The sequence below is a fragment of the Pseudomonas sp. AKS31 genome, from assembly GCF_023634765.1.
Taxonomy (GTDB): Bacteria; Pseudomonadota; Gammaproteobacteria; order Pseudomonadales; family Pseudomonadaceae; genus Aquipseudomonas.
Window position 1 is genome coordinate 929649 of the sequence record NZ_JAMLFX010000001.1, and the last position, 25142, is coordinate 954790.

General features: G+C 60.4%; 18 protein-coding genes. All 18 read left to right on the top strand.

The window, feature by feature from the left end; translation table 11 throughout:
• The first annotated feature begins 4 nt into the window (after positions 1-4).
• On the top strand, positions 5-2050 hold the full coding sequence (gene flgK / locus M9827_RS04230) for a flagellar hook-associated protein FlgK (RefSeq protein WP_250603702.1): 2046 nt from the start codon (positions 5-7) through the stop codon (positions 2048-2050).
• A gap of 13 nt (positions 2051-2063) precedes the next feature.
• On the top strand, positions 2064-3632 hold the full coding sequence (locus M9827_RS04235) for a flagellar hook-associated protein 3 (protein ID WP_250603704.1): 1569 nt from the start codon (positions 2064-2066) through the stop codon (positions 3630-3632).
• A 108-nt stretch (positions 3633-3740) separates the two neighbouring features.
• Positions 3741-7334: a glycosyltransferase gene (locus M9827_RS04240; protein ID WP_250603706.1), complete on the top strand. Its 3594-nt coding sequence runs from the start codon at positions 3741-3743 to the stop codon at positions 7332-7334.
• Positions 7335-7567: 233 nt separating this feature from the next.
• Entirely contained in the window at positions 7568-9130 is a 1563-nt protein-coding gene (locus M9827_RS04245; RefSeq protein ID WP_250603708.1) for a calcium-binding protein, read from the top strand.
• A 673-nt stretch (positions 9131-9803) separates the two neighbouring features.
• Positions 9804-10577, top strand: a complete 774-nt coding sequence (rfbF, locus tag M9827_RS04250) for a glucose-1-phosphate cytidylyltransferase (protein ID WP_186624419.1) — start codon at positions 9804-9806, stop codon at positions 10575-10577.
• Complete coding sequence (gene rfbG, locus M9827_RS04255; RefSeq protein ID WP_250603710.1) at positions 10559-11641, top strand: CDP-glucose 4,6-dehydratase; 1083 nt, start codon at positions 10559-10561, stop codon at positions 11639-11641. Before rfbF ends, rfbG begins: the two co-directional genes overlap by 19 nt.
• Positions 11638-12198, top strand: coding sequence for a dTDP-4-dehydrorhamnose 3,5-epimerase family protein (locus M9827_RS04260; protein WP_250603712.1), 561 nt, complete (start codon positions 11638-11640; stop codon positions 12196-12198). The genes rfbG and M9827_RS04260 overlap by 4 nt, the downstream gene beginning before the upstream one ends.
• Positions 12195-13421 carry a class I SAM-dependent methyltransferase gene (locus M9827_RS04265; RefSeq protein WP_250603714.1) on the top strand — a complete coding sequence of 409 codons (1227 nt, stop codon included), beginning with the start codon at positions 12195-12197 and terminating at the stop codon, positions 13419-13421. The genes M9827_RS04260 and M9827_RS04265 overlap by 4 nt, the downstream gene beginning before the upstream one ends.
• Positions 13418-14269, top strand: coding sequence for an NAD-dependent epimerase/dehydratase family protein (locus M9827_RS04270; protein ID WP_250603716.1), 852 nt, complete (start codon positions 13418-13420; stop codon positions 14267-14269). Before M9827_RS04265 ends, M9827_RS04270 begins: the two co-directional genes overlap by 4 nt.
• Positions 14266-15336 carry a class I SAM-dependent methyltransferase gene (locus tag M9827_RS04275; protein ID WP_250603718.1) on the top strand — a complete coding sequence of 357 codons (1071 nt, stop codon included), beginning with the start codon at positions 14266-14268 and terminating at the stop codon, positions 15334-15336. Before M9827_RS04270 ends, M9827_RS04275 begins: the two co-directional genes overlap by 4 nt.
• A gap of 17 nt (positions 15337-15353) precedes the next feature.
• The gene (locus M9827_RS04280) at positions 15354-16091 is read left to right on the top strand and encodes a cephalosporin hydroxylase family protein (protein ID WP_093439633.1); all 738 of its coding nucleotides are present in this window, start codon (positions 15354-15356) and stop codon (positions 16089-16091) included.
• Positions 16092-16145: 54 nt separating this feature from the next.
• Positions 16146-19061 carry a TIGR00180 family glycosyltransferase gene (locus tag M9827_RS04285; protein WP_250603720.1) on the top strand — a complete coding sequence of 972 codons (2916 nt, stop codon included), beginning with the start codon at positions 16146-16148 and terminating at the stop codon, positions 19059-19061.
• Positions 19062-19084: 23 nt separating this feature from the next.
• Complete coding sequence (gene pseB, locus M9827_RS04290) at positions 19085-20086, top strand: UDP-N-acetylglucosamine 4,6-dehydratase (inverting) (protein WP_250603722.1); 1002 nt, start codon at positions 19085-19087, stop codon at positions 20084-20086.
• Positions 20083-21240, top strand: a complete 1158-nt coding sequence (pseC, locus tag M9827_RS04295) for a UDP-4-amino-4,6-dideoxy-N-acetyl-beta-L-altrosamine transaminase (RefSeq protein WP_250603724.1) — start codon at positions 20083-20085, stop codon at positions 21238-21240. Before pseB ends, pseC begins: the two co-directional genes overlap by 4 nt.
• Before the next feature lie 31 nt (positions 21241-21271).
• Positions 21272-21892, top strand: a complete 621-nt coding sequence (locus M9827_RS04300; protein WP_250603726.1) for a pseudaminic acid biosynthesis-associated methylase — start codon at positions 21272-21274, stop codon at positions 21890-21892.
• Complete coding sequence (pseF, locus tag M9827_RS04305; RefSeq protein ID WP_250603728.1) at positions 21889-22584, top strand: pseudaminic acid cytidylyltransferase; 696 nt, start codon at positions 21889-21891, stop codon at positions 22582-22584. Before M9827_RS04300 ends, pseF begins: the two co-directional genes overlap by 4 nt.
• Positions 22581-24086, top strand: coding sequence for a UDP-2,4-diacetamido-2,4,6-trideoxy-beta-L-altropyranose hydrolase (pseG, locus tag M9827_RS04310; protein ID WP_250603730.1), 1506 nt, complete (start codon positions 22581-22583; stop codon positions 24084-24086). The genes pseF and pseG overlap by 4 nt, the downstream gene beginning before the upstream one ends.
• Complete coding sequence (pseI, locus tag M9827_RS04315) at positions 24079-25131, top strand: pseudaminic acid synthase (protein ID WP_250603732.1); 1053 nt, start codon at positions 24079-24081, stop codon at positions 25129-25131. Before pseG ends, pseI begins: the two co-directional genes overlap by 8 nt.
• Positions 25132-25142: the final 11 nt, after the last annotated feature.

The window sequence follows — 25142 nt, forward strand, 5'->3', positions numbered from 1 at the left end:
AACCATGAGTTTGCTCAATATCGGGATGTCGGGACTGTCGGCCAGCCAGTCCTCTTTGGCTACGACAGGCAACAACATTGCCAACGTCGACACCGCCGGTTATTCACGTCAGCAAACCGTGCAGGGCACCAAATCCTCGCAGCAGTTCGGCACCGTGTTTATCGGTACGGGCACGACCCTGGCCGACGTGCGCCGGGTGTACAACTCGTACCTGGAAAGCCAACTGCACACGGCCACGTCGCTCGATAGCGAGTCGGCCGCGTTTCTGGCCCAGGCCACGCCGCTGGACTCCATGCTGTCGGACACCAACACCGGCCTGACCGGTGTGCTGCAGAAGTTTTTCACCACGATGCAGGGCGTATCGACGTCGGCGACCGATGACACCTCGCGTCAATCGGTACTGACCGGTGCGCAGGCGCTGACCAGTCGCTTCAATACCATCGCCAAACAGCTCAACGACCAGAACACCACCCTCAATGGCAGCCTGGGCGACATGACGGCCCAGGTGAACAAACTGGCCACTTCGATTGCCAACCTGAACCAGAAGATTGGCGAGATCTCCACCAGTGGCGGTGCGCCGAACGATCTGCTCGACAGCCGCAACGAGGCCGTACGCCAGCTCTCCGAACTGACGGGTGCACAGGTCGTCGAGCGTGGCACCAGTTTCGACGTGTACATCGGCAGCGGTCAGCCGCTGGTGATCGGCAACACCACCAACACTTTGAGCATGGTCGCGAGCAAAACCGATCCGTCGCGCATGGCCATCCAGATGGATCGCGGGTCGAGCACGATCGACATCACCTCGGCGATGACCGGTGGCGAAATCGGCGGCCTGCTGACCTACCGCAAAGAAGTCCTCGACCCCTCGCTCAACGAGCTGGGCCGCGTGGCGCTGGTGATCGCTGATCAGGTCAACAGTCAGCAAGCCCAGGGCATCGACAAGAACGGTGACTTCGGCGCGGCCATTTTCAACAACATCAACAGTGCCGCGCTGATCAGTTCTCGCAGCATCGCGCAGTCGGGCAACAGCACCGGTTCGGGTAACCTCGATGTCACCATCAAGGACACCGGCAAGCTGACCACCAGCGATTATCAGGTGACGTTCACCAGCGCCACTGACTACACCGTCAAGCGCTCCGACGGCACCGATCTGGGTGCTTTCAGCACGACGACCAATCCACCTCCAGTGATCGACGGTTTCACCCTCGCGCTGAAGGGTGGTGCGTTGAGCGCCGGTGACAGTTTCAAAGTGACCCCGACCCGCAATGCGGCGGCGAGCATCCAGACGGTGCTCACCGATCCGAAGAAAATCGCTGCGGCCGGTCCGTTGACCGGTGTGGCCAGCGCTGCCGGTCTGGGGACTTACACGCAGCCGACGCTCAGCAACAAGATCGATATCTACAACCCGACTGCCCAGGCTGACATGCAAGCGGCGCTGAAGAACTCGACGCCGGTCAAGCTCGTGTTAGGTGCTGTCTCCGGGGGCAGCCAGGCTTACACCTTTGTGGATGCCAAGGGCGTCCTCATCAGCAGCGGCACTATCGTTCCTGGTCAATCGAACACGCTGGACCTGAAAGTCGGCATCGTCGATGCCAGCGGCAACCCGGTGCTGGACACCAGCGTCACGCCGAACGTACAGAAAACCTTCTCCGTGCAGACCACCGTTGGCGGCACGCCGAAGCCTGGCGAAACCTTCACCATGAACCTCACCGGTGCGGCGTCCTCGGACAACCGCAACGCGCAATCGCTGGTCGCCCTGCAAACGGCGCAGACCGTCGATACCGGTTCGGCGAGCAAGGGCATCAGCCTGACTGACGCCTACAACAAGCTGGTGACCAACGTCGGTACCAAGACTGCCCAAGGCAAGTCCGACAGCGCCGCGACCTCAGCGATTCTGGATAACGCCAAAGGTGCGCGCGATTCGCTGTCCGGGGTCAACCTGGATGAAGAAACCGGCAACCTGGTCAAATATCAGCAGTACTACACAGCGTCTTCGCAGATCATCAAAGCTGCGCAGGAAACTTTCGCCACGCTGATCAACAGCCTTTAAGGAGTCGTAATTCATGCGCATTTCCACCGCCCAGTATTACGGCACGCAAGCGTCGGACTATCAGCGTAACTTCAACAAGGCCGTCGCCACCGCCAGCGAGGCGAGCAGCCTGCAGCGTATCAATACCGCCGCCGATGATCCGATCGGTGCCGGGCGTTTGCTGCAGTTGGGCCAGCAGGCCGCGATGCTCGATCAGTACAAGACCAACGTCGACACCACCAAAAGTGCATTGAACGTGCAGGAATCCACCCTGGATTCGATCACCACCGCGTTGGCCCGCGCCAAGGAACTCGCCCTGGCCGCCAACAATGGCACGGCCACCGACAAGGACCGCCAGGCTTACGCTTCGGAAATGGGCCAGATCCAGCAACAAGTGCTGGGTCTGATGAACGCCAAGGATGCCAACGGCAACTACCTGTTCTCCGGTTCGAAGACCGACACTGCGCCGTATTCGCAAAATGCCGACGGCACCTACAGCTACAACGGTGACCAGACCACGATCAATCTGGGCATCGGCGATGGCATGACGATCGGCACCAACACCACCGGTTGGGACGCTTTCCAGCAGACCATCAATACCGCACGTACCAACGTCGCCATGACCGCGCCGGCAGTGGATGACGGTCGCGTCGTACTGTCCAACGGCACGATCGGTACCGTCGCCACTTACAACGCCAAGTTCACCGCTGGCCAGCCTTACACCGTCAGCTTCCTCAGCAGCACCCAGCTGAAAATCACCGATGCCTTGGGCAACGATGTGACCGCTGAGGCGAGCCAGAACGGTTTGGTCAGCAACAGCAGCGGTGCCAACCAGACGGTGAGCTTCCGTGGCGTCGACATGAAGCTGAACATCAACCTGAAGGCCGGTGACACCAATCCGGACGCGGTCATTGCCGGCCACAGCTTCCAGTTGACCACTGCGCCAGATTCGTTCACCACCACACGCAGCCCGGGTAACCCGTCGACCGCGGTGATCACCGGTTCGAGCATCACTGACCAGGCAGCGTACACTGCGGCATTCCCGCAGGGTGGCGCCGTTCTCAAGTTCACCAGCGCCACCGCATTCGATCTGTATGCAGCGCCAGTGACCGCAGACAGCAAACCGGTGTCCTCGGGCACCGTGACCGGGAGCAACGCCACGGCGGCAGGCGTGACCTTTGCCCTGGGCAGCGCACCGGCAGCGGGCGATCAGTTCTCGATCCGTCCAAACGATCATCAGACCCAGAACGTGCTCGACACCCTCGGTCAGATGATCACCGCACTGAACACGCCGATCGATGGTGATCCGGTGGCCAAGCAGAAATTCCAGGGCGCCATGGAGGCGGGCCTCGGCAACATCGACGCGGCCAACAATCAAATCGGCGCTGCGGTGACTGCGATTGGTGCCCGAGGCCAGGCACTGGACATGCAGGCCGTCACCAATGACAGTCTGAGCACCGCGAACACCACCACGCAAGGTTCCATTCGCGATTCGGATCCGGCTGAAGTGATGACGCGTCTGACCCTGCAACAGACCATGCTGCAAGCTTCGCAGCTTGCGTTCAGCAAGATCAGCCAGTTGGGTCTGTTCAACAAGATCTGATCCTCAACGGGCGCGTAAGCGCCCGTTTGCCCTGTTCCTCAGTCATGTTTTTTTGCGGTATCAAGGGCTCGCTTTTTCGAGCGGGCTCGCACCGCCTGTGAGCCCGCCGTGAATTCACTTCCCCTTGTCAGCCTTGTCATTCCTGCCTTCAATCCGCGCTTTTTCGAGCGGACGCTGAACAGCGCCGTCAGCCAGAATTACGCCAATCTTGAAATCATCGTGTGCGATGACAATCGCGGCAACGAGATCGAAGACATTGTCATGCAGGTGACAGAGCAGACCGGTTTCGCCGTGCGTTACGTGCGCAACCCGCGAACGCTGGGGCTGGTCGGTAACCTGAAGGCCTGTCTTGAGCAAGCGCGGGGCGAGTTCATCAAATTCCTGTGTGATGATGACCTGCTGTATTCGTCCTGTATCGAACAGCAAGCCCACGAACTGCGGCGCGACGAAGTCAGTCTGGTGGTAGCCCAACGGTTGTTGTGGGATGCCAACGACATCATCCTGCCCGCACGTCTGGAAAACAGTTCATTGTCGCCGGCCAGTGGCTTGCTCAAAGGCGACGATGTACTGAGCATCTTTGAAAAATTCCCGGTCAACGTACTGGGCGGATTCAGCAGTGCGCTGTTTCGCCGTAGCGATGTTGTGGAGCTTTTACCAGCCTTGACCGAGGAGGGTGCCTGCTTCGTTGCGACGCTGGACTTTGCCTTGTACGTCTGTCTGCTGCGGCGCGGCAATCTGGTGGTCTCCAACAACGTGCTGAGTGCCGAGCGTCTCTACCCCGAGCGTCTGAGCGCGCAGCAACCGATGAAAGACGCGGCCGAGATCGAGCGCGAGTGGATCTCGCAAATGCTCAAGGTTCGCAGCGGCGAGTCGGCACCGGCGCCGGGCTGGGTTCGTTATGTGCCGCTGACCAAGGCCGATGAGTCGCCTCGGGTCTGGGAAGAGCTGCCGCTGAGCCGTACCCTTGGCACCAAGCAGAGTCGTCAGGAGCTGGGGGTCGGAGTCGACAGCTTCAGTTTTGGCGAACTCTACGCACAATGGCTGGCGGTTCGGGTGTTGACCGAGGCGCAGCGCCAATGGCTGCCGGAAACCCTCGCTGGCTGGCCGCACCGGCCGCGCATCGTGCCGATCATCATTGATGCCCAAGGCAGTCGCGATGGCCTGGAGCGCACCCTTGAGGCACTCGCCGCTCAGGATTACCCGCCGGAGCTGGTTCTGGTGCTGTCCACGGCTTGCAGCGAAGCGAAGCTGGACGGTCGCGTGTTCCACATGCCGTTGCAGGGTGACGGCCTGGAGCAGGTCAACACTCTGCTGCCGCAACTGGAAGGCGCCGACTGGTTTTATCTGCTGCAGCCAGGTGACTGCCCGGTGGCGCCAGCGTTGTTGGTGATGGCTGATCGCATTGCGCACTCAAGCTCATTGACATGCCTGTACAGCGACGAAGGCAGCCTGCGCGACGGTGAGTCGGCCGAGCCTGCGTTCAAGCCGGATTTCAACCTCGACCTCATGCGCAGTTACCCTTACGTCGGGCGTGCGCTGGCGTTTCAGCGCGAACGGTTCCTGGCACTTGGCGGTTTCACCTCGACGTTCGCCGAACTCGCGCCCCACGATGTGCTGTGGCGTATGGTTGAAAGCGATGGCCTGCAAGTGGTCGGGCACATTGCTGAAGTGTTGCTGGAATCGAAATTCGATCTCTCGCAATGGCTCACTGATCCTGGCGTTGCGCAGCAAAGCCCGCGCATTCTCGAAGCGCATCTGCAACGCCTTGGCATTGCTCATGAAATCCGCGACGGTAACAGCGGGCTGCTCAATCGTGTCGACTATCACCATGCCCGGCGCCCACTGGTGTCGGTGGTCATTGTCACGCAGGACCAGACGGCTGCCTTGCAGCGCTGCGTCGAGACATTGCTGGAAAAGACCGCCTACACCGAGTACGAATTGCTCTTGGTCGATAACGGCAGCGAAAGCGCCGAAGCGTTGGCATGGCTGGACGGTATGGCGCAACTGGGCAGCGAGCGGATTCGCGTGCTGAGCTACCCGCAAAAGGGTAACGCGGCAGCGGTGCACAACTATGCCGTCAGCCAGGCGCGCGGTGAGTATGTGTTGATGCTCAACGCCTTTGCGGTGATCACCCAGAACGATTGGCTCGACGAATTGCTCAATCATGCGCAACGTCCGGAGGTCGGGGTGGTTGGCGCCAAGCTGTTCAACCCGGACGGCGGCGTGTTGCACGCCGGCCTGATTCTTGGCTTGAACGGGCCGGTCGGGTTGCCGTTCTATGGCCAACCGATGCAGTCGGAAGGGTACATGCATCGCCTGCAGGCGGTGCATGACCTGAGTGCCGTCGGCGGTGATTGCCTGATGATTCGCAAGTCGGTGTTCGAAGCCGCCGGCGGGCTGGACGAGCAGGACCTCAAGCAAACGCTCAATGTCGTCGATCTGTGTCTGCGTGTTGGCCGTGACGGTTATCTGGTGGTGCTGAATCCTCATGCGGTGCTGGCCGTCGGGGCACGGCCAAATGCAATGGCAACGCCTGAGGAAGAAGCGCAGCACATTGAGGAGAGGGAGACTTTTTACCAGCGCTGGCTGCCGCTGGTAGCGCGCGACCCGGCCTATAACGTCAACCTGACGTTGCAGGGCGTGGGCGCTACCAACTTCAGTCTGGAGCCGGGCCTGCGCACGGGGTGGAGTGCATTCTCCAAGGCACAGTTGCCCAATCTGCTGGTGGTGCCGATCAACGCTTCGGCCATCGGCCATTACCGCATGAGCCAGCCGATGATTGAGCTCGAAGCGGCCAATCGGGCAGAAGGGCGTATTTGCTACGGCTTGCCATCGATCATCGATATCGAGCGTCAGTCGCCTGATGTAATCGTCCTGCAAGGGCGCTACTCGGAACACGCCATTGATGAAATTCCACCGCTGAAGAAATACTTCAACGCTCGGCGCATTTTCGAACTCGACGACTATGTCATCGACGTTCCCCACCGCAACGCGCACATCCGCAACATGCCGAGCAAGCAGGACATGGAGCGTATGGTGCGGCGTGCGATCGGCCTGTGTGATCGCGCGGTCGTATCCACCGCGCCGCTGGCCAACGTGCTGTCGGACATGCACCACGACATTCGTGTCGTCCCCAACATGTTGGCCAAGGACTTGTGGGGCCACCTGCGCAGCCAGCGTAGGACCTCGAAGAAACCGCGGGTCGGCTGGGGCGGCGGCACCAGTCACCACGGTGATCTGGCGGTGATCGCCGAGGTCGTTCGTGAACTGGCCAATGAAGTCGACTGGGTGTTTTTCGGCATGTGCCCGGATGATCTGCGTCCTTACATGCATGAGTTCCACGGGGTCATCGGTCTGGACGTGTACCCGGCAAAACTGGCCAGTCTCAACCTCGATCTGGCACTGGCGCCGCTGGAATTCCATATCTTCAACGACTGCAAGAGCAACTTGCGGCTGCTGGAGTACGGCGCTTGCGGTTACCCGGTGATCTGCACGGATACCGAGGCCTATCGCGGTTACTTGCCATGCACCCGGATCAAGACCAACAGCACGGATGAATGGCTGCAAGCGATCCGCATGCACCTGGCCGATCCGGATGCCAGTTATCGCATGGGCGATGAATTGCGTGAGGTGGTGTTGCGCGATTACGTGTTGCGCGGCGATAACCTGCGCTACTGGGAATACGGCTGGCTGGCGGATTGATCGAGCCGCACATGACCTCCTGAAAAACAGGCGACTTTTACAGTCGCCTTTTTTTGCCTTTGAAAAGCCTGTTTGCATCAATCCCGATACATTTCTTTGCCGAGGCTCAAGCTTCGCCTTTGAGCTGTCGATACCCTTCTATTCGTTCATTCATCAGGCAGGGATCGCAGGCTTGAACGGTCTCTCTCTCTGCCGACAGAACCGCTTTCAACCACAACGCAAGGAAGACGTAAATGTCAGTAGTAAATGGAACGAGTGAAGCGGATGTACTTTCAGGCACCGACGGCAATGCCAGTGATCGCGAAATCATTGGCGGTGCCGGTAACGACTGGCTGTGGGGCGGCGATGGCGCCGATCATTTCGTCGGTGGCGAGGGTTACGATACCGTCAGCTACAGCAACAGCCTTGAGGGCGTGAGAGTCGAAGACTTCACCAATTACGGCGAGCTGACCGACGCTTATGGCGACACCTTCACCGGCATTGAAGCGATTCAGGGGTCGGGCTTCGATGACGTGATTTATCGTCATAAAGACTTTATGAGCATCGATGGCGCTGACGGCCATGACACCGTGAGTTATCGCAACGCTTTCGATCCGGTCAACATTTTGATCGGCGGCGGCTTCAACGCGGCGGGCGACACACTGATCAACGTAGAAGAGGTCATTGGGTCCGGCAGTGCCGACCACTTCACCGTCAATCACGGTGATGTGACCGTTGCCGGCGGTGGCGGTGGCGATGTCTACACGATCAACAGTGCCGGCGTGACGGTCGAGGAAATCGAGGGTTATATGGGCGGTACCGATCACGTGTACACCAGCCTGTCCGAGTTGAGGTTGAGCGCATTCGTTGAGAACCTGACCTATACCGGGACCGCTGACTTCATCGGCTACGGCAATGACGAGAACAACACCATCATCGCTGGGGCCGGTAATGATGTGCTGTTGGGCGGTGCAGGTGCCGACAACTTTGAGGGTGGCGCCGGTATCGACATCGTCAGCTACGACGACAGTACCGAAGGCTTGAGCGCTTCGCTGAAGTGGGGCGTGCAGAGTGGTATTGCGTTCCACGACGTTTACATCGATATCGAAGGCCTGCGCGGCAGCCAGTTCAATGACGTTCTGGAAGGCGATTGGGGCGATAACATGCTTGAGGGCGGCGCGGGCGACGATCAGATTCAGGGCGGCGATGGCAACGACCACATCTATGGTGGCCTGGCCTCCGGTCTCGATGTCGGAGGTCAGTCCGATAGTCTGTCGGGCGGTGCTGGTGATGACGTTATCGTTGGCGCGGCCAATGATCTGTTCACCTGGGCCAGTGGTGACGATGGCAATGACATCATCACCCTGGGCCGAGGGTTTGCTTTCGGTGGCGAGGGTAATGACATTCTGACCGCCACCGGCAGTGACTACATGCTGCAGGGCGATGGGGGGAATGATGTGTTGATTCTTAACCTTGCCGGTCAGTCGAATGCCGGCGGCCGTGCGTATGGCGGGCAGGGCGATGACACCTACGTGGTCAACACCACCGGGCTGGTGACCATCAAGGATGAGGGGCTGGATATCAGCGACACACTGATCCTGAACACGATCGCCAACGCCAGCCAATTAAGTGTGACCCGTATCGGCAACGATGCTTTTCTGCACAGTGCCAACGACGGTAGCAGTGGTGTGCCGGACAACGGTGTGAAACTGGCGGATTGGTATGCCGGGTTCAATACGATCGAGCACATTCAGACCGCCGATGGTCAGGCCTTTGAGCTGCCGGTGAGTGGTGATGCGTTTGCTATGTTTGGGTAATTGTTCGATCTGTTGATCTGGCTTGTGGAAGGGGATGAATCTTTGGGTTCATCCCTTTTTTTGTCTGGGGCTTGGCGGCCTTTGGGCCGACCAGGCTCTTGGGGTTTTGGGTGTGTATCCGTTGCTGCGGGTGTTGCTGATTAGGGTTCCGCCCTTACGGCGGGTCACTTTTTCCTGGCGCCGAAAAAGTAACCCAAAAGGCTTGCTCCTACGTACGGCCCGCTCGCTGGGGCTCGGGGTTCCTTCGCTCCGGGATCCATCCGCTCAGCCTTCCGACGTCGCTCGTGGATCAAGATCAAGAGCGGCAGCCGAGCTAACGCTCATCCTGTTGAGTGGTGAGGAGCGGGGCGTGGTCGGCTTTGGATTTGTGGTGGGTTTTCCCCTTGCTCCAGAGGGAGCCGATTTCGGGCTTTTCAAAACCTGAGTTCGACTCGGTATTGCACGTCGGCGTACTTCTTCCAAGCACCTCAATCAGTCCCCTCTCCCTTTGGGAGAGGGTTAGGGTGAGGGGGTTGTGGAGCTGGCGCGTTTCCTGCAAGTCCCCTGTAAATCGCCATAAAACGAGCGCTCGCGGTCACTTCAGCGGCGCCTGGAACGGCAAAAGGTTTAGCCAGACGGCCCGCAACGCTCAACAAAGCCATGCGCAGCCCGGTGAAGAACAAGAGGGGAGACGATGAAGGCAGTTATTTTGGCGGGTGGCCTCGGCACGCGCATCAGTGAAGAGTCGCACCTCAAGCCCAAGCCAATGATCGAGATCGGCGGCAAGCCAATTCTCTGGCACATCATGAAGCAGTATTCCGCCCACGGAATTCACGACTTTGTGATCTGCCTCGGCTACAAGGGCTATGCGATCAAGGACTTCTTCGCCAATTACTTCCTGCACACCTCTGACGTCACCTTCAACATGCGCGAAAACCGCATGGACGTGCACCAGAACTACAGCGAGCCGTGGAGTGTCACCCTCATCGACACTGGCGAAGAAACCATGACCGGTGGTCGCTTGCTGCGTGCCGGCCGTTATCTGAAGGATGAAGAGGCGTTCTGCTTCACCTACGGCGACGGCGTGTCCGATATCAACATTGCCCAACTCGTGGATTTCCACAAAGCCCACGGTCGTCTGGCGACCGTCACTGCCGTGCAGCCGCCGGGCCGCTACGGCGCGCTTGAGCGTCAGGGCGATCAAGTACTGGGTTTCACCGAAAAGCCTCGCGGTGACGGTGGCTGGATCAACGGTGGCTTCTTCGTGCTTTCGCCGAAAGTGCTGCCGTACATCGCCGATGACGCCACTACTTGGGAAGCCGAACCGCTGGCACGTCTGGCCGCAGACGAACAGTTGAAAGCCTTCGAACATGAAGGCTTCTGGCACCCGATGGACACCCTGCGCGACAAGAACCATCTCGAAGCGCTGTGGCAGAGCGGGGAGGCCCCATGGAAGCAATGGGCCTGAGTGCGGATTTCTGGCGTGGCAAACGCGTCCTCGTTACCGGACATACCGGTTTCAAGGGCAGTTGGCTGACCCTGTGGCTGCAAAGCCTCGGCGCGGAAGTCAGCGGTTTCTCCCTCGATCCGTCGACCGAGCCGAGCCTGTTCGAACTGGCGCGCGTGCACGAAGGCATCAACGATCAGCGCGGTGATCTGCGGGATCTCGGTGCCTTGCTGGAAATCATCGCCGACACCGAGCCTGAGATCGTTCTGCACCTGGCGGCTCAGCCATTGGTGCGCGAAGGCTATCGCGATCCACTCGGCACTTACTCCAGCAACGTCATGGGTACGTTGAACCTGCTTGAAGCGATTCGTCAGGTCGGCTGCGTGCGCGCCTGTGTGCTGGTGACCACCGACAAGGTCTACGCCAACAAGGAATGGCTGTGGCCGTACCGCGAGGACGAAGCCCTCGGTGGTCATGATCCTTACAGCAGCAGCAAGGCCTGCTGCGAACTGCTCGCACAATCTTATGCCGCGTCATTTTTCCCGGCCGACAAGTACGCCGAGCATGGTCTGGCCCTGGCCACCGCACGTGCCGGCAACGTCTTGGGCGGCGGTGATTTTGCCCCGGAGCGCCTGATTCCCGACGTGCTCAAAGCGTGGAGCGCCGACGAGCCGGTGACCTTGCGCTACCCGCAAGCCGTGCGCCCATGGCAGCACGCGCTGGAACCGCTGGCCGGTTACCTGCAACTGGCCGCCGGCCTCTACGAGCAAGGCCCGGAATACGCCGGGGCGTGGAACTTCGGCCCGGGTGAAGCGGACATGTGCAGCGTCGGCGAAGTGGTCGAACTGCTCGCCAGCCGCTGGCCGCAGGCGCGTGGTCTGCGCATTGAGAAAAGCGAATTGCACGAAGCCGGCCTGCTGCGTCTGGACAGCAGCCGCGCACGGCAGCTGCTGGGCTGGCAACCACGCTGGACCTTGCAGGCCTGCCTGACCCAGACCCTCGACTGGCATCTGGCGTGGCAGAACGGCGATGACATGCGCAACGTCACCCTCGGTCAACTGAACCTGTACCGAGGCGCGCTGTGAGCGAATTCTCCCTGAAGGCGTTGCCGCTGGCCGGGTTGTTCAGCGTCCAGCACAAACGCTTCGAAGACCAGCGCGGGCACTTCGCCCGGTTGTTTTGCGAAGGCAGCCTGAGTGCGTTCGGCAGTGAATTTCATATCCGCCAGATCAACCATTCCTGCACCCGCGAGAAGGGCAGTGTGCGCGGTCTGCATTATCAGAACGCCAACGCCCCGGAAGCCAAACTGATCACTTGCCTGCGCGGTGAAGTGTGGGACGTGGCGGTGGATCTGCGTCCTGACTCCAAAACTTTTCTGCACTGGCACGCCGAGCACCTGAAGGCCGGTGACGGTTGCAGTCTGTTGATTCCTGCTGGTTTCGCCCACGGTTTCCAGACGCTGACCGAGGACGCCGAACTGCTTTACCTGCACAGCGCCGATTACGCGCCGGAGCATGAGGGTGGTCTGTCGGTGAATGATCCACGGCTGGCGATTGCCTGGCCGTTGCCTGTCAATAATTTGTCAGCGCGTGATTCCAGCCATCCCGCGCTTGATCAACACTTTGCTGGAGTGCGTCTATGAACTGCCGTGGGTGCGCCGCACCGCTGAGCCTGCCGCTGATTGACCTCGGCACCTCCCCACCGTCCAACGCCTATGTGCACGCCGATCGCCTGGAGCAGGCCGAGCAGTGGGTGCCGTTGAAGGTCGCCGTGTGTCAGCAATGCTGGCTGGTGCAGACCGAGGACTACACCAGCGCTGACAGCCTGTTCGACGCCGAGTACGCCTACTTCAGTTCGTTCTCCAGCACCTGGCTGGCCCATGCCGAGCGCTATGTCGCCGAGATGGTCGAGCGCTTTGGCCTGACCGCCGACAGCCGTGTGGTTGAAGTCGCCGCTAACGACGGATACCTGCTGCAATACGTCGCCGCTCGCGGCATTGCCTGCCTGGGCGTTGAGCCGACGCGCAGCACTGCACAAGCCGCACGCGAAAAAGGCCTGGAGATTCGTGAGCTGTTCTTCGGCCGCGACACTGCTGCGCAATTGAAAAGCGAAGGCTGGGGCGCTGACTTGATGGCGGCCAACAACGTGCTCGCCCATGTGCCGGACATCAATGATTTCCTCGGCGGGTTCGCCACGCTGCTCAAGCCGACCGGCGTCGCCACGTTCGAGTTTCCGCAACTGCTGACACTGATGGCCGGCGCGCAGTTCGACACGCTGTATCACGAACACTATTCGTACCTGTCGCTGACTGCCGTGCAGACCCTGTGCGAGCGCAATGGTCTGGAAGTGTTCGACGTCAGCCAACTGACTACCCATGGCGGATCGCTGCGGGTATTCGTCCAGCGCAAGGACGGCGAGCGCCGTGCGGTACAAGCGGCGGTGCAACAGCAGCTGCAGGCCGAGCTGGAGGCCGGGGTGAAAACCGCCGAGTACTACGCCAGCCTCACGCCCGCCGCTGAACGCATCAAGCATGCACTGCTGCGCTTTCTGTTGCAGGCCAAGGCTGACGGCAAGCGGGTAGTCGGCTACGGCGCGGCCGCCAAGGGCAACACCTTGCTCAACTACGCCGGAGTCAAACCCGACCTGCTGGCCTGGGTCGCCGATGCCAACCCGCACAAGCAGGGAAAATTCCTGCCGGGCAGTCGCATTCCGATCGTTGCGCCCGCGCAGATCGACATCGAAAAACCGGACTACGTGCTGGTGCTGCCGTGGAACTTGCTGCACGAAGTCAGTCAGCAACTGGCGCAAGTGCGTCAGTGGGACGGCCACTTCGTGATCGCCGTGCCTGAGTTGAAAGTGCTGTGAAGGTACTCGTTACCGGCGCGACCGGTTTTGTCGGCCGCCATCTGGTTGCGGCGTTGCTGGCCCGTGGCTGCGAGATCCGCGCCGTGGCGCGCAACGCAGAAACCGCGCAAGGCATGCCGTGGATCAACGACGTCGAGTTCATCAGCGCAGATATCCACGCACCTGATCTGGATGTCGCAGCACTGGTAAAAGGCATCGATGCGCTGGCGCATCTGGCCTGGCCAGGCCTGCCGAACTATCGGGCGCTGTTCCATTTCGAGCACAACCTGATGGCCGATTACCGCTTTATCAAAAGCGCGGTCGAGGCAGGCGTGAAGCAGGTGCTCGTCACCGGCACCTGCTTCGAATACGGCATGCAAAGCGGCCCACTCAGCGAAAGCACCGCGCCGCAGCCGAGCAATCCTTACGGCCTGGCCAAGCACACGCTGCACCTGTTTTTGCAAAATCTGCAGCAGGAGCATCCGTTTACTTTGCAGTGGACGCGCCTGTTCTATCTGCATGGCGAAGGGCAAAACCCCAACAGTCTGTTGGCCGCGTTGGACCGGGCGATCAATGTCGGTGAAGCGTCGTTCAACATGTCCGCCGGTGAGCAGTTACGCGATTTTCTGCCGATTGAACGCGCTGCCGGTTACCTCGCCGCGATCCTGCAAAAAACCGACTTCAACGGCGTGATCAATTGCGCCAGCGGCCAACCGGTGTCCGTACGTGCGTTGGTCGAACAACGCCTGCGCGAACGCGGCGCAGCGCTGCATCTGAACCTCGGCCACTACCCGTATCCGACCCACGAACCGCTGGCGTTCTGGGCGGTGACCGAGCGCTTGCAACAGTTATTGGGAGAGCCGCAATGAGGCACGAGTTGTACCGGGTCACCGACCTGCCGGTGCTGCAGAACCGCACCTTTGCCGATCCCGCGTCGGCGCAGGTCTCGGCCAGTGCCGACATGCTGTTGGTGCAGGACGAGCGCAGCGGTCTGATCTTCAACGCGGCGTTCGACGCCGACAAGCTCAGCTACGACGCCGATTACCAGAACGAGCAGGCGCATTCCGGCCAGTTCCAGAAGCACTTGAGTGACGTCGAAGGCATCATCGCCAAGCACTTCAAGGGCCAGGAGCTGATCGAAGTCGGCTGCGGCAAAGGCTATTTCCTGGAATTGCTCAAGGGCCTCGGCTATTCGATCACCGGCATTGATCCGGCGTACGAAGGCGAGAATGCCGACGTGATCAAGGCACCATTCACTCGGGGCCTGGGTCTGGCGGCGGACGCCATCGTCCTGCGCCACGTGCTGGAGCACATTCAGGATCCGGTCAGCTTCCTCGCAGAAATGGCCAACGCCAATCAGGGCGGGCAGATCTACATCGAAGTGCCGTGCTTTGACTGGATCCTCGAGCACAAAGCCTGGTTCGACCTGTTCTACGAACACGTCAATTATTTCCGTCTCGATGACCTGCGCCGGATGTTCGGCACCGTGCACGAGGCCGGTCACCTGTTCGGTGGCCAATACCTGTACATCGTCGCCGATCTGTCGACCTTGCGCCTGACTCCGGATCAACCGGTGCCGCGCCTGAGCCTGCCTGACGGTTTCACCGCCAGCCTCGATCGTGCCGTGCAGATTATTCAGTCCGCCCCCGAACAGGGTTCGGCGATCTGGGGCGCCTCGTCCAAAGGCGTGATTTATTCGCTGTTCCTGCAACGTGCCGGTGTGGCGGTGGACCGTGTGGTGGATATCAACCCGGCCAAGCAGGGGCGTTATCTGCCGTTGAGCGGCGCGCGGGTGTCCTCGCCGCAAGAAGCGATGGATGCGCTGCCGGAAGGCGCCAACCTGTTTGTGATGAATTCCAATTACCTCGAAGAGATCAAGCGGATGACCGGTGGACGCTACGTCTATCACGCCGTCGACAGCGCTTCGTTTCAGTGACCCTTGAGATTATTAAAATGACCGACAACAGCATTAACCAAGCTTTCGAAGCCGAGTGCCGGGAACAGATCGCCCAGCAGGGTGACGACCAGAAACTGACGGGCCTGGCCCGCGATTTCTTCAACGAATCGGCCAAACACAAATACAGCTACCACTTCTCGTGGATGGGCCGTCCGATCATCCAGCTGCCACAAGACATGATGGCCATGCAGGAGATCATCTGGCAGGTCAAACCGGATCTGGTCATCGAGTGCGGCATCGCCCACGGCGGCTCGATCATCTACTACGCCTCGTTGCTGGAGCTGCAGGGCCACGGCGAAGTGCTGGGCATCGACCTCGACATTCGCCCGCACAACCGCGAAGCGATCGAAAGCCACCCGATGGCCAAGCGCATCAAGATGATCGAAGGCTCGAGCATCGACGCGGGCATTGCCGCCCAGGTGCAGGCGGCAGCCAAAGGCAAGAAAGTCATTCTGGTTCTCGACTCCAACCACACCCACGATCACGTGCTGGAAGAGCTGCGTCTGTACGCACCGCTGGTGTCGGTCGACAGCTACTGCGTGGTCATGGACACCGTGGTTGAAGACATGCCGGCCGATTTCTTCCCGGATCGTCCATGGGGCCCGGGCGACAACCCGAAAACCGCCGTGTGGAAATACCTCGAAGAAAACCAGGATTTCGAGATCGACCAGCAGTTGCAGAACAAGCTGTTGATCACCGTGGCGCCGGACGGCTATCTGCGTCGCGTCCGTTAATTCGCAACATCACCAAGCGTTGTTTCGGCGAGTCGCCGGTTGTGGAGAGAAGTTATGCAAGGCAAGTACAGTTCTGAACTGGCGCTACCGCTCGAAGAGCTATTGACCGTCGTCCTGATTACTCACAATCGGCCGGCGTTTTTGCGCCGGGCGGTCAAGTATTACAGCAGCTTGCCCTGCAGAATCATGGTGCTCGATTCGACACTCGAACGACCTGAAGGCGACTTTGACGCCGTCGATTACCACCATGTGCCGCAGTTCGCGTACTGGGGCATGCAGGCCAAACTGGCGTATGGCGTGGAGAAACTGACCACGCCATACATGGTGCTGGCGGCCGACGACGATTTCATCCTGCATGATTCGCTGGCAGAGTCCGTCGGTTTCCTGCATGCCAACCCTGATTACGGGATGTGTCACGGCTATTGCCTGATGTACCTGTCACTGGCTCATGGCGTGAACTACTACCGTCGCGACAAGAAAGTCCAGGAAGACTATGCGTCGGAGCGGGCGCAGGAGCGCGTCCTCGATTACATGAACCAGTACATCCCGCCGTTCTACGCGGTGACCCGTACTGATCTGATGAAAACCTGGCACTCGGCGTTGCCGCCGGGGACCAATTTCCAGTGGCAGGAAATCGGCCACGTCTATTTCCTGCTGGCCAGTGCCAAGGCCCGCATCCTGCCGATTCCGTACGTCGTGCGCGAGATCAACTACGGTGTCTCCGAGCACAATACCGATGTGTATCACTCGCTGACCTACGTCGACGCCAAATCGGTCGCCGAACGAGAGGCGTTTGCCGATTTCCTCGTCTCGCTGCCTACCGCTATCGAAGGGCTGGATGCCGGGCAGGCCAAGGCCTTTGCCCTGGAGAGTTTCGAGGCGATGGCTGACAGCCTGAAGTCCGGACGGGCGCTGACTGCCGAGCTGATTATCGAATCGACCTGGAACCAGGAACTGAAGGCGCCGGATCGTCGTTTTGGCCCGCTGCAGTACGTCGAGATGCCGTTCTACAACCAGGCATTCTTCGATCGTCTGGAACAGTTCGAATTCATGTTGCACACCCTGCCGGCCGGCCGTCTCCAGCTGGAAGGGCTGGAAGGTGTGTGGACGCGTCAGGCGCACCTGCTGCAGGCGCGCAACAACGATACGCCGGAAAGTGTGGTTGACCGCTTGTGGCAGGCCCATGACCTCAATGCGTTCAACCAGACCGTGGTCAAACGCCTGGCGGCGCAACTGGACATCCTCGGCGACGACAATGCCGCGCAAGCCATGCACGAGTGGATCGCCCGCCTCGAAGCGCTGACGGTCGAAGATCATCAGCCGGTCTTCGATAAGATGAAATCCGGTCGCCTGTTGCAGTGGCTGGCGGCTCGCGCGCCGGCGATCGAACAACTTGAGTCGATCGGCCAACATCTGGCGACTGAAGGCGGTGGCCCGCAATTCGGCATTTTCCTGCTCGATCTGGACAACGACATCGACAAGTTGCAGGTGTCGCTCGACAGCCTGCTGGAAGGTCACTGCAAAGCGTTCAGGATTGTCGTGTTCACTACCGGCGAAGCGCCGGCGGCGACGACCGCGCAAAACACCCTGCACTTTGTCCGTGTCACCCAAAGCAACTTTGTCGACAAGCTCAACCAGAGCGCTCAGCAGTCGCCAAGCGATTGGTTGCTGCTGGGTGAGGCGGGCGATCAATTCACCGCCAGCGGCCTGTTGCGCGCCAGCCTGGAGCTGATGTCTGCCGAAGGTGTGCGTGCGGTGGCCACCGATGAAATCCAGCGCAAGGACAATGGCGCGCTGGTTGACGTGTTCCGTCCCGGTTTCAATCTGGACCTGCTGCAAAGCGTGCCGGCACTGATGGCCCGCCACTGGTTGATCCGCCGCGAAGTGTTGCTTGAAGTTGGCGGATATCAGGCTGACTTCAGCAAAGCGCTGGAATTCGACCTGCTGTTGCGCATCATCGAGCAGGGTGGCCTCGACGGTCTGGCGCATCTCGACGAGCCGTTGCTGATCACGCAGGCAGCGGAACTTGAAGAAAACGCCCATGAACGTCAGGCGTTGCTGCGTCATCTGGGCAATCGCGGCTACAAGGCCAAGGTCACGTCGACGGCGCCGGGCACTTGGCAAATCGATTACCGTCACACCGAGCAACCACTGGTATCGATCATTCTGCCGGTCATCGATGATCTGCCGATGCTGCGTCGTTGCCTGGAAGGCGTGTTGCTCAGAACCCGTTACAGCCGTTATGAAGTATTGCTGGCGGCAAACGCCCATCAGTCGGCAGCGGTCAACGACTGGCTGGGCACCCTGCGCCACGCCAAGGTCAATGTGCTGCGTGCCGATCAACCACTGAGCGAGGTTGCGTTGTACAACGCCGCCAGCGAGCAGGCTCAGGGCGAGTACCTGGTGCTGTTGGCCGCAGACAGTGAAATCGTCAACCCGAACTGGATCGACTCGCTGCTCAACCACGCCCAGCGTCCGGAAGTGGGCATCGTCGGTGCGAAATTGGTCGACCGTGACGGCAAGGTGGCCCAGGCCGGTTTGATTCTTGGCCTGAACGACGGCGTGGGTTCGGCCTTCATCGGCGAAAGTCACGCAGCAGCCGGGTACATGCATCGCTTGGCCGTCGAGCAGAATTACTCGGCCGTGTCGAAGGTCTGCCTGATGGTGCGCAAAGAGCTGTTCAACGCCCTTGGCGGGCTGGATGAAGTGACGTTCGTCGAGGCTTATGCCGATGTCGATCTGTGCCTCAAGGCGAGTCAGGCCGGTTACCTCACCGTGTGGACGCCGTTGGTGCAGGTGCTGCATACCGGCGAGTTGCCGCAGGCGCCAGAAGCATTGGCGGCGCTGCGGGAGAAATGGAGCGGCGTCTTCGCGCAGGATCCGGCTTACAACGCCAACCTGGCGCTGAGCGGCAAAGGTTTCACCCTCGGTGACAATGCCTCGATCAACTGGGCACAGTTGCTCGCTTAAGCGCGCCGGACAGGAATCAGCCTATGTTCAACGGTAAATCGATTTTCATCTCTGGCGGCACCGGCTCGTTCGGGCGCAAATTCATCGCCCGTCTGCTGGAGCAATATCAGCCCAAGCGCGTGGTGGTGTTCTCCCGCGATGAGCTGAAGCAGTACGAAATGCAGCAGACGTTCAACGCGCCGTGCATGCGTTATTTCATCGGTGACGTGCGTGATGCTGACCGTCTGCGTCAGGCCATGCGCGGCATCGACTACGTGGTGCATGCCGCCGCGTTGAAGCAAGTGCCGGCGGCGGAATACAACCCGACCGAATGCATTCGCACCAACGTCAATGGCGCTGAGAACATCATTGCTGCCGCCATCGATAATGGTGTGAAAAAGGTTGTGGCGCTGTCGACCGATAAAGCCGCCAGCCCGATCAACCTGTACGGCGCGACCAAGTTGCTCTCGGACAAATTGTTCGTCGCCGCCAACAATATTGCCGGCGAGCAGGAAACCCGTTTTGCCGTGGTGCGCTACGGCAATGTGGCGGGTTCGCGCGGTTCGGTGGTGCCGTTCTTCAGCAAGCTGATCGCCGATGGCGCACAGGAACTGCCGATCACCGACGAACGCATGACGCGGTTCTGGATCACCCTCGACCACGGCGTGCAGTTCGTCCTCGACAGCTTCGCGCGGATGCATGGCGGTGAAGTGTTCGTGCCGAAGATTCCATCGATCCGCATTGTCGATCTGGCGCGCGGCATGGCTGCACAGCTGCCGCACAAGAATGTCGGCATTCGTCCCGGCGAGAAGCTCCATGAATTGATGGTGCCGCTGGACGATGCACGGATGACCCTCGAGTTCGAAGACCACTACACCATCCAGCCGTCGATTCGCTTTACCAGCGTCGATGTCGATTTTGCCGTCGACAGACTTGGCGAGCAGGGGCGTGCCGTGAGCGAGGATTTCGAGTATCGCTCCGACACCAATCCGCATTTCCTCTCGGTCGGGCAGATCGCTGATCTGCACGCGAAGCTCTCGGTATGATCCCCTACGGTCGGCAAAGCCTCGATCAGGCAGACATCGATGCCGTCGTCCAAGTGCTGCAGTCGGACTGGCTGACCCAAGGGCCGAGCATCGAGCGTTTCGAGCAGGCGATGGCCGAGCGTTGCCAGGCCGACTTCGCCGTCGCGGTGTGCAACGCCACCGCGGCGCTGCACATTGCCTGCCTGGCCGCAGGCCTGGGGCCGGGCGATCGGTTGTGGACGACGCCGAACACCTTTCTTGCCTCGGCCAACTGTGGACGCTATTGCGGTGCCGACGTTGATTTCGTCGACATCGACCCGCTGACCTGGAACCTCGATGCGTTCGCCCTCGAAGCGAAACTCGATCAGGCCGAGCAGGACGGCACTTTGCCAAAAGTGCTGGTGGCGGTGGCGTTCTCCGGGCAGAGCTGCGACATGCGCAAGATTGCCGAACTGGCCGAGCGCTACAACTTCACGGTGATCGAAGATGCGTCTCATGCGGTCGGTGCGTCCTATGCGGGACGCCCGGTCGGCTGCGGTCAATTCGCGGCGATGACGGTGTTCAGTTTTCACCCGGTGAAGATCATCACCAGCGCCGAGGGCGGCATGGTGTTGACCAATCGTCCGGAGCTGGCCGAACGCCTGCAACGCCTGCGCTGCCACGGCATGACCCGCGATCCGCAGCAGATGAGCGAGCCGAGCCACGGCCCGTGGTACTACCAACAGATCGAGCTGGGGTTCAATTACCGCATCACCGATCTGCAAGCCGCGCTGGGTCTGTCGCAACTGAGCAAACTCGACGAGTTCATCGCCCGGCGCCGCGAACTGGCGGCCCGTTACGATCGCCTGTTGACTTACTTGCCGGTGACGTTGCCCAGCCCTCAGCCGGAGGCGGAGTCGGCTTGGCATCTGTATGTGATTCGGCTGCAGACAGACCGCATCAGTCACAGCCACCGTCAGGTGTTTGAAGGCTTGCGTGCTGCCGGTGTTGGCGTGAATCTGCACTACATTCCTGTGCACCTGCAGCCGTACTATCGTGACCTGGGTTTCGCCGAGGGTGACTTCCCTGAAGCCGAGCGTTATTACGCCGAGGCGATCAGCCTGCCGCTGTTTCCGCTGTTGAGCGATGAACAACAGGATTACGTGGTCGAGCAATTGCGTCGGCTGACCGAATAATTGCCACCGAGGCAATGGATGAGTAGCTGCAATGCGGAATTTGAGTGAGCAGGAAAAGTTCTGGCAGGGCGACTTCGGTAACCAGTACGTTGCGCGCAATGTCGGGCAACCGCTGGTGGCGGCGAATCTGGCGTTGTTTGCCAAAGCGCTGAGCCGTGCCGCAGGCATCGAGAGCCTGGTCGAACTGGGCACCAACGTCGGCAACAATTTGCAGGCGTTGCATCAACTGCTGCCGCGTTGTGAACTGTTCGGCGTCGAGATCAATGAAAGCGCTTGTGCTCAGGCACGGGCGTTGGACATTGCACAGATCTGGCAAGGCTCGCTGTTCGATTTCCCGCGCGAGCGTCGCTATGACCTGACGTTGATCAAAGGCGTGCTGATTCACTTGGCCCCCGAGCTGTTGCCGACGGCTTATGCGCAGTTGTATGAGTTGAGCCAGCGCTACATCCTGATTGCCGAGTATTACAATCCGGCACCGGTGGAGGTGTCCTATCGTGGCAACAGCGGCAAGCTGTTCAAACGTGATTTCGCCGGTGAGATGCTCGATCGCTTTGCCGATCTGCATCTGCTGGATTATGGTTTCGTCTATCACCGCGATCCGCAATTTCCGGCGGACGACATCACCTGGTTCCTGCTGGAAAAGCGCCCTTGAGCAACGTCGCAATCATCCCGGCCCGAGGCGGTAGCAAACGCATTCCGCGCAAGAATCTGTCGCCGTTCGACGGCGTGCCGATGATTGTCCGTTCGATCCGCACTGCGCTCGAATCAGGCCTGTTCGACCAGGTGGTGGTCAGCACTGATGATGCCGAGATTGCTGAGGTGGCGCGAGCGCACGGTGCGCAGGTGCCATTCATGCGCCCGGCGGCGCTGGCCGATGATTTCACCGGCACTGCTGCGGTTATCGTGCATGCGCTGGAGCAACTGCCATCCTTCGATTTCGCTTGCTGCATTTACGCTACGGCACCGCTGTTGCAGGTGCGTTATCTACGTGAAGGCATGGAGTTGCTGGAACGGCATGCAGACAAGTCGTTTGCGTTCTCCGTTTGCGATTTCGGCTTTCCGGTGCAACGGGCATTGACGCTGGACGAGCAGGGCGCCTTGCGCGCGTTGTATCCCGAGTTCCGCAACACCCGCTCGCAGGATTTGCCCGAAGCCTTTCAGGATGCCGGTCAGTTCTATTGGGGCCGTCGTGAGGCCTGGCTGCGCGGCGAGGTGCTTTATTCGCCAGCCAGTCTGCCGGTGATTCTGCCTCGGCATCTGGTCCAGGACATCGACACGCCACAAGACTGGAAACGCGCCGAATACCTTTACGCCGCGCTCAAGGCTGGCGGAGAACTGCAATGAGAGTGCTGATTCGCGCCGACGCCTCGCCGACCATCGGCAGTGGTCACATTGCCCGTTGTCTGACGCTGGCGCGGGTGCTGCGTGCGCAAGGTAGCCATGTCGCGTTCGCCTGCCGACGCCTGCCAGGGCATCGCCTCGATGCGCTGGATGCCGAAGGCTTCGAAACCTTCGCGCTGCCTGATCGATACGTCGATGAAGATCCGCAGCAAGCCATTGAGTCGATGTTGCCGTGGCAAGCTGACATCGAAGCGCTGGGCCTGCTGCTCGAAGGCGAGGCCGAATACGACTGGATCATCGTCGACCACTACGGCCTCGATCATCACTGGCAGACCGCTGCACGGCGCTGGGCGCGTCGAATTGCAGCGGTGGATGATCTGGCCACCCGGCATTACCGCGTTGATCTGCTGCTCAATCAGAATCTGTCCGGTCTCAGCGAAAACTACGCACCATTGCTGCCCGAGGGCTGCCGCACGTTGCTGGGTCCGCGTTATGCGATGTTGCGCGAAGAATTCAATGGCCCGGCCATTGCGATCAAAGCCACGGCGCACCGGGTATTGGTGAATTTCGGCGGCTTCGACGCGGCCATGCAAACCCATCACGCGATGCTTGCTCTGGCGGATTTCACCGAGCTGCAAGTGGATTTTGTCGCCGGTGCCGACAACCCGGCGTGGGCGCAGATGCAAGCCTTGGCCGAGACGCGCCCGCATTGGCGCCTGCACAGTTTTGTCAGTGATTTCCACCAGCGCATGACCGAGGCCGATCTGTTTATCGGCGCCGGTGGCGGCACCAGTTGGGAGCGCGCAGCGATGGGGCTGCCGACGATCTGCATCGCCGTGTCGAACAATCAGCAGGCCAACGGCGAAGTCATGGCCGCAGCGGGAGCGCATGTGTTCATGGGCGCCCGTGAGCAGGTCAGTGTCGAACAGTTGCGCGACGCTATCGGCTTCGTCGCCGGCAATTATTATTTGCGCCAGAGCCTGGCGGAACGCTCGCGGCAATTGGTCGACGGGCGCGGCGCATTGCGCGTGGCTGCTGCGTTGTCCGGCGCAGTGCTGACTATCCGGCCCGCCACGCAGGAGGATGCGCAACTGTTGTTCGATGGCCGCAATGCCGAGACGGTACGCCGCTGGTCGCTGACAAACGCGGAAATTGACTGGGTGCAGCACGTCAATTGGCTGACTGCCAGTTTGCGCAACCCGCAGCGTTTGCTGCTGATCGCCGAGGCCGACGACGGCCCGGTCGGTGTTCTGCGTTACGACCTGCGCGGGTTTGTTGCCGAAGTGTCGATCTACCTGCTTGAGGGCCGTTTCGGGCTGGGTTGGGGCCGGTCGTTGCTGGCGCGCGGCGAAGCATTCGTCTCTCGTCACTGGCCGCAAGTGACCGCCATTACCGCTCAGGTATTGCCGGGCAATCGTGCCTCGTTGAATGTGTTTCGTGACGCCGGCTTCACTCAGAGTGCCTGTACGTTCACCCGTGTTTTGAAGGATCACCCTCATGACTAGTTTCAAGATCGGCAACCGCTTGATCGGTGCCGATGCGCCGCCCTTAATCATCGCCGAGATGAGCGGCAACCATAACCAGTCGCTGGACGTGGCCCTGCAAATCGTCGAAGCGGCGGCCAAGGCCGGCGCGCATGCCTTGAAGCTGCAAACCTACACCGCCGAGACCATGACCCTGGATCTGGCTGAAGGCGAATTCTTCATCAAGGATCCGGGTAGTCTGTGGGCGGGCACTTCGCTCTACGACTTGTATGAAAAAGCCCACACGCCTTGGGAATGGCACGCGCCGATTTTTGCCCGGGCCAAAGAGCTGGGCCTGCTCGCGTTCTCCACCCCGTTCGATGACAGCGCTGTCGACTTTCTCGAAAGCCTTGACGTGCCGGCGTACAAGATCGCCAGTTTCGAGAACACTGACTTGCCGTTGATTCGCCGCGTGGCCGCCACCGGCAAACCACTGATCATCTCCACGGGCATGGCCAGCATCGCCGAGCTGGATGAAACCGTGCGCGCCGCGCGCGAAGCCGGCTGCAAGGATCTGGTCTTGCTCAAATGCACCAGCACCTACCCGGCGACACCGCTCAACAGCAACGTGCGCACGATTCCTCACCTGCGTGAGTTGTTTGGTTGTGAGGTGGGGCTGTCGGATCACTCGATGGGTGTCGGCGTGTCGGTGGCGGCGGTGGCGCTGGGAGCAACGGTGGTGGAGAAGCACTTCACCCTCGACCGTTCAGCGGGTGGCGTCGATGCCAGTTTTTCCCTGGAGCCGGCAGAAATGGCCAGCCTGGTGGTGGAAACCGAGCGCGCCTGGCAAGCCATGGGCCAGGTGCATTACGGCGTTACCGAGGCCGAGCGCAAGTCGCTGGTCTATCGCCGCTCGCTGTACGTCACGGCCGACATGGCCGCCGGTGACACCTTTAGCGGGGACAATCTGCGCGCGATTCGCCCCGGTCTCGGCTTGCCGCCCAAGCACACCGACACCGTCCTCGGCCGCCGCGCGCGCGCGCCGATCAAGCGCGGCACGCCGCTGGACTGGTCGTTGGTCGAATAACCCGATCTGCG